At 67.1% G+C, this 4,144-nt stretch carries 3 protein-coding genes and 1 pseudogene; 3 read left to right on the forward strand and 1 reads right to left on the reverse strand.

Features of this window, described 5'->3' with window-relative positions; genetic code table 11:
* From HB681_RS37335 to HB681_RS37345, 3 genes and pseudogenes are all read left to right on the forward strand, one after another.
* Window positions 1-391 (forward strand): annotated as a pseudogene (locus HB681_RS37335) (carbamate kinase); the annotation flags it as partial.
* A gap of 337 nt (window positions 392-728) precedes the next feature.
* Window positions 729-2,000: a porin gene (locus tag HB681_RS37340; RefSeq protein ID WP_213959940.1), complete on the forward strand. Its 1,272-nt coding sequence runs from the start codon at window positions 729-731 to the stop codon at window positions 1,998-2,000.
* Window positions 2,001-2,209: 209 nt separating this feature from the next.
* A complete protein-coding gene (locus HB681_RS37345; protein WP_213959941.1) occupies window positions 2,210-3,388 on the forward strand; it encodes a BamA/TamA family outer membrane protein in 1,179 nt (392 codons plus the stop codon).
* 148 nt (window positions 3,389-3,536) lie between these two features.
* Here HB681_RS37345 and HB681_RS37350 read toward each other — a convergent pair whose 3' ends face one another.
* On the reverse strand, window positions 3,537-4,115 hold the full coding sequence (locus HB681_RS37350) for an alpha/beta hydrolase (RefSeq protein ID WP_213959942.1): 579 nt from the start codon (window positions 4,113-4,115) through the stop codon (window positions 3,537-3,539).
* Window positions 4,116-4,144 lie beyond the last annotated feature (29 nt).

The raw sequence follows: 4,144 nt of genomic DNA on the forward strand, positions 1-4,144 counted from the left end.
CGGCGGCGGCATCCCGGCGGCCTACGGGCAGGGCGCCGACCACCACAAGCTCGCCGGCATCGAATGCGTCATCGACAAGGACCTGGCCACCGAACTGCTCGCGCGCGAACTGGGCGCGGACATGTACGTGATGCTGACTGATGCCCCCGCGGTCTACGTCGACTGGGGCAAGCCGGGGCAGCGCGCGATCCGCCGTGCCTCGCCGGACGCGCTGTCCGCCATGACCTTTGCCGCAGGATCGATGGGGCCCAAGGTGGAGGCGGCCTGCCGCTTCGTGCGCTCGACCGGCAAGCGGGCCGCCATCGGCGAGCTGGCGGATCTCGGCCGCATCCTGGCTGGCGAGGCAGGCACGACCATCGCCGCGGATACCAAGGGCATCGTCTACGCCTGATCGCCGCGATCGCGACGAGGGGTTGATCGAGTCGGCGGACCGTTCGCGGGCGCATCCTGGCGGGCGCGGCATGCACGACCATCGCCGCGGACGTCAAGGGGAACCGTCTACGGATCGTTGATGTGGCGGCGAACAAACAGGGGACTAAGGGTCGCCCCTAGGTAGGCACGAAAAGCGAAAGGGCTGGCGTCAAAAGCGAAACGTCGGGGAGGGTGCATCCCTACAGTCGAGCCCGGCTGCAAGGTGACGAGTTCACCCGAATCCGCGGGCCTGACGGTCCGCATATCCCACAACTGAAGCTCCGGTCCCATGCCGTAGCGCCCTGCCTGTAATCATCATGAAGAAGACTCTCCTGCCCTTGGCGGCGCTGGCTCTCGCCGGTACCGCATCCGCACAATCCTCCGTCACCCTGTTTGGTGTGGTCGACGCTGGCGTCAGCTACTACCAGACCACCAGCAAGTTCGTCGGTACGCCCGGCGCTCCCCTGGTCAACTTCGTCGGCACGCCCGACCTGAAGCAAAGCCAGTGGGCGTTGACCAGCGGCAACTACAACAACAGTCGCCTCGGCTTCCGTGGCACGGAAGACCTGGGCGGTGGACTGGCGGCAAGCTTCTGGCTCGAATCGCCCATGTCCAACGACGACGGTGTCGTGGGCCTCTCGACCTTTGGCCGTCGCTCGACCGTGAGCCTGTCGGGCGACTTCGGCGAACTGCGCCTGGGCCGCGACTACACGCCCTCGTTCTGGAACGACGGCATCTTCGATCCCTTCGGCGTCAACGGCGTGGGCACCAACCTGATCGCCACGATGAGCTCGGGCCCGCGCACGGTCACCGCTGCCGGCGTCGACCGCGGCCTGTTCTCGAATGCCAACTACATCCGCGCCAGCAATTCGGTCGGCTACATCCTGCCCCCCAACCTGGGCGGCTTCTACGGCCAGGTGATGTACGCGTTCAACGAGCAGGTCAAGTACGACCCGGGTGCGACCACCCCGGCGACGCCCTTGAACAAGAGCCGCACCGGCGGCTACAGCGGCGGCCGCTTCGGCTATGCCAACGGCGGCCTTGACATCGCTGCCTCCTACGGCCAGAGCATCACCGGCGACAACTACTTCCTCGGCGAAACCACCAAGGTCAAGACGGCGAACCTGGGCGCTTCGTACGACTTCGGCGTGGTGAAGCTTTTCGGTGAGGTGTCGCGCGTGAAGAACGTGTTCGACTACGTGACCCCGCCGCTCGTCGGCACGGGTGACTACAAGGGTGATGGCTACCTGCTCGGCGCAACCGTCCCGGTCGGCCCGGGCCTGATCCGCGCGGCCTGGTCGCACGTCAAGCTGAACTACACCTCGGCGCCTACGCTGGCGACCGCGTTGGTGCCGCCGGAGCCGGAGGCCGACAAGTTTGCGCTGGGCTACGTGCACAACCTGTCCAAGCGCACCGCGCTGTACGTCACCGGCACCCTCATCAAGAACAAGAACGGCGCGAACTTCAACGCCAACAGCACCTTCACCACCGGCACCCCGGGGTTCACCAATACCTTCCTCACCACCGGTTCGGGCTACGAGGCCAAGAACGCGATGGGCTACGACTTCGGTATCCGCCACGCCTTCTGACCTGACGCTGGCGCACGCCAGCCGAGGTTGAAAGACCCACGAGCCACCCGCTGCCGCAAGGTCCGGGTGGCTTTTTTGTTGTCGTAGCTGCTGGCGCGCCGGCCCGCGCATGACGACCGGACCGGGATTGATGCGGGTCAATTGGGCTTGGCACAGTGCCTGCAACATGCTGGGTTGCGTTCAAGAATCCAGATGCGAGGAGCGCCCACGTGAACGAGTCCCGTGTTGCCGTGCATTGGCTGCTGCTGCTGGTGTGCTGCGCGCTGCTCGTGAGCCGTGCGCGTGCGCAGGACGTCGCGTCCGAGGCGCCGGCCAAGCCGGAGGCATCGTCGCGCATCCGTTCGCCCGACGACGGCTGGCTGGACCTCGGCGGGTTCCTTGACCAGAGCTACGGCTTCGTGCCGGTCGCCATCCCGATCACCGAGCCGACCATCGGCCTCGGCGCGGCGGGTGCGGTGACCTTCATCGACAAGCAGGGAGAGGGCGCGGCGGCCGGGTTCGGCCGGCCCAACGTCACGGTCCTCGGCGCGCTGGGCACCGACAACGGGACCAAGGGCGCGTTCGCCGGCGACATGCGCCACTGGCTCGACGATCGCGTGACGACCCTGGTGGGCGTGGTTCGCGCCTCCGTCAACCTGAACTTCTACGGCATCGGCCGCGACCCCGCGCTGGAGGCGTTCCCCGCGGCCTACAACCTGCGCACGACCGGGCTGGTGGCGCAGGCACGCTATCGGCTCGGGGATTCGCAGGCCTGGATCGGCCTGGGCTACGCGCTGGCCCAGACCGCCACCAGCGTCAGCGGGCAGGAAGAGGGACGGCTGCCGCCCGGATTCCAGGGCGAGTCCACGGTCGGCGGCCTGCTGCCGCTCGTGAGTTTCGATTCGCGCGACAACATGTTCACGCCGACCAAGGGAAGCTACCTGGAGCTGTCCGCCGGCCTGTTCAGCAAGGCATTGGGCAGCGACACCAACTTCAAGCGGGTGAACCTGATGGCGATGCACTACGTGCCGCTGTCGCGCAATCTCACGCTCGGCTTGATGGGAAGTTCGACGTTGAGCTTTGGCGACGTGCCGTTCTACCTGCGGCCCTACATCAGCCTGCGCGGCGTACCCATCATGCGCTTCCAGGGCGACTACACCGCCCAGACCGAGGCGGAACTGCGCTGGCAGTTCTGGGAAAGGTTCAGCCTCGTGGGATTCGCCGGCATCGGCGCGACGCGCAACGACAGTTCGCAGAATCGCGCCTCGCAGAACGTGACGACCGGCGGCTTCGGCATCCGCTATGAAATCGCCCGCAAGTACGGGATGCACATGGGCTTCGACGTGGCCTACGGGCCGACCGGCCCGGTCTTCTACGTGCAGTTCGGCAGCGCCTGGATGCGGCCGTAGCCTCAGTTTTCCACCACGCTTTCACGTGACCCGCGACGCATGAAACGAGGGTGAGCACCGCCTGTTCGTGGGCACCCGCGGAACCGGCTTTGCCGGGCCGCTGGGCGCTCCCCGTGGCGCCGCAGGCGCATTCGGGGGTGGGTTCGTTTCACGCCTCGAGGGCGTGGATGAATTCTTCCGCCAGTGGCCATTCGCCGTGGCCGGACGCCGGGTTGATGTGGCCTACGGGACCCACGTTCACCAGGCGGCTGCCCCATGCGCTCGCCATGTCGTGCACGCGCTCGAAGCTGGCCAGCGGATCGTTGGTGCTGGCCGCCACGATGCTGCGGAAGGGCAGCGGCGATCGCGGCAGCGGCAGCCAGCCGTTGTCCTCCAGCGCGTCCAGCGTTGGGTAGCCTGCGGGCAGGGGCGATTCGAAGTCCGGCGGGGCTGCGAGCAAGGCGCCTTCCAGCGGCCTCGCTTGCGCGTGCGCCTGTGCCCAATGCACCAGCATGACCACGCCGGCACTGTGGGCCACGGCGAGGACCGGGCCGTCGATGCCCTCCAGCGTGCGCTGGATGGCCGCGACGCGTGCCGCGCGGCTGAGCTTGTCGACCTCCAGCGGCGGCACCGTGACGACCTTGCGGTGGCCCGAGAGGTGGCGCGCGAGGTGCGTCTGCCAATGGTCTTCCACATGGTCGCGAAGACCGGGAACGATGAGGATGGTCGATTGCTGTGTCATGTTCATTTCGTTGGCTTCAATTCGTTCTCACCTTC

Source organism: Variovorax sp. dw_954 (assembly GCF_018449755.1).
Taxonomy (GTDB): domain Bacteria; phylum Pseudomonadota; class Gammaproteobacteria; order Burkholderiales; family Burkholderiaceae_C; genus Variovorax.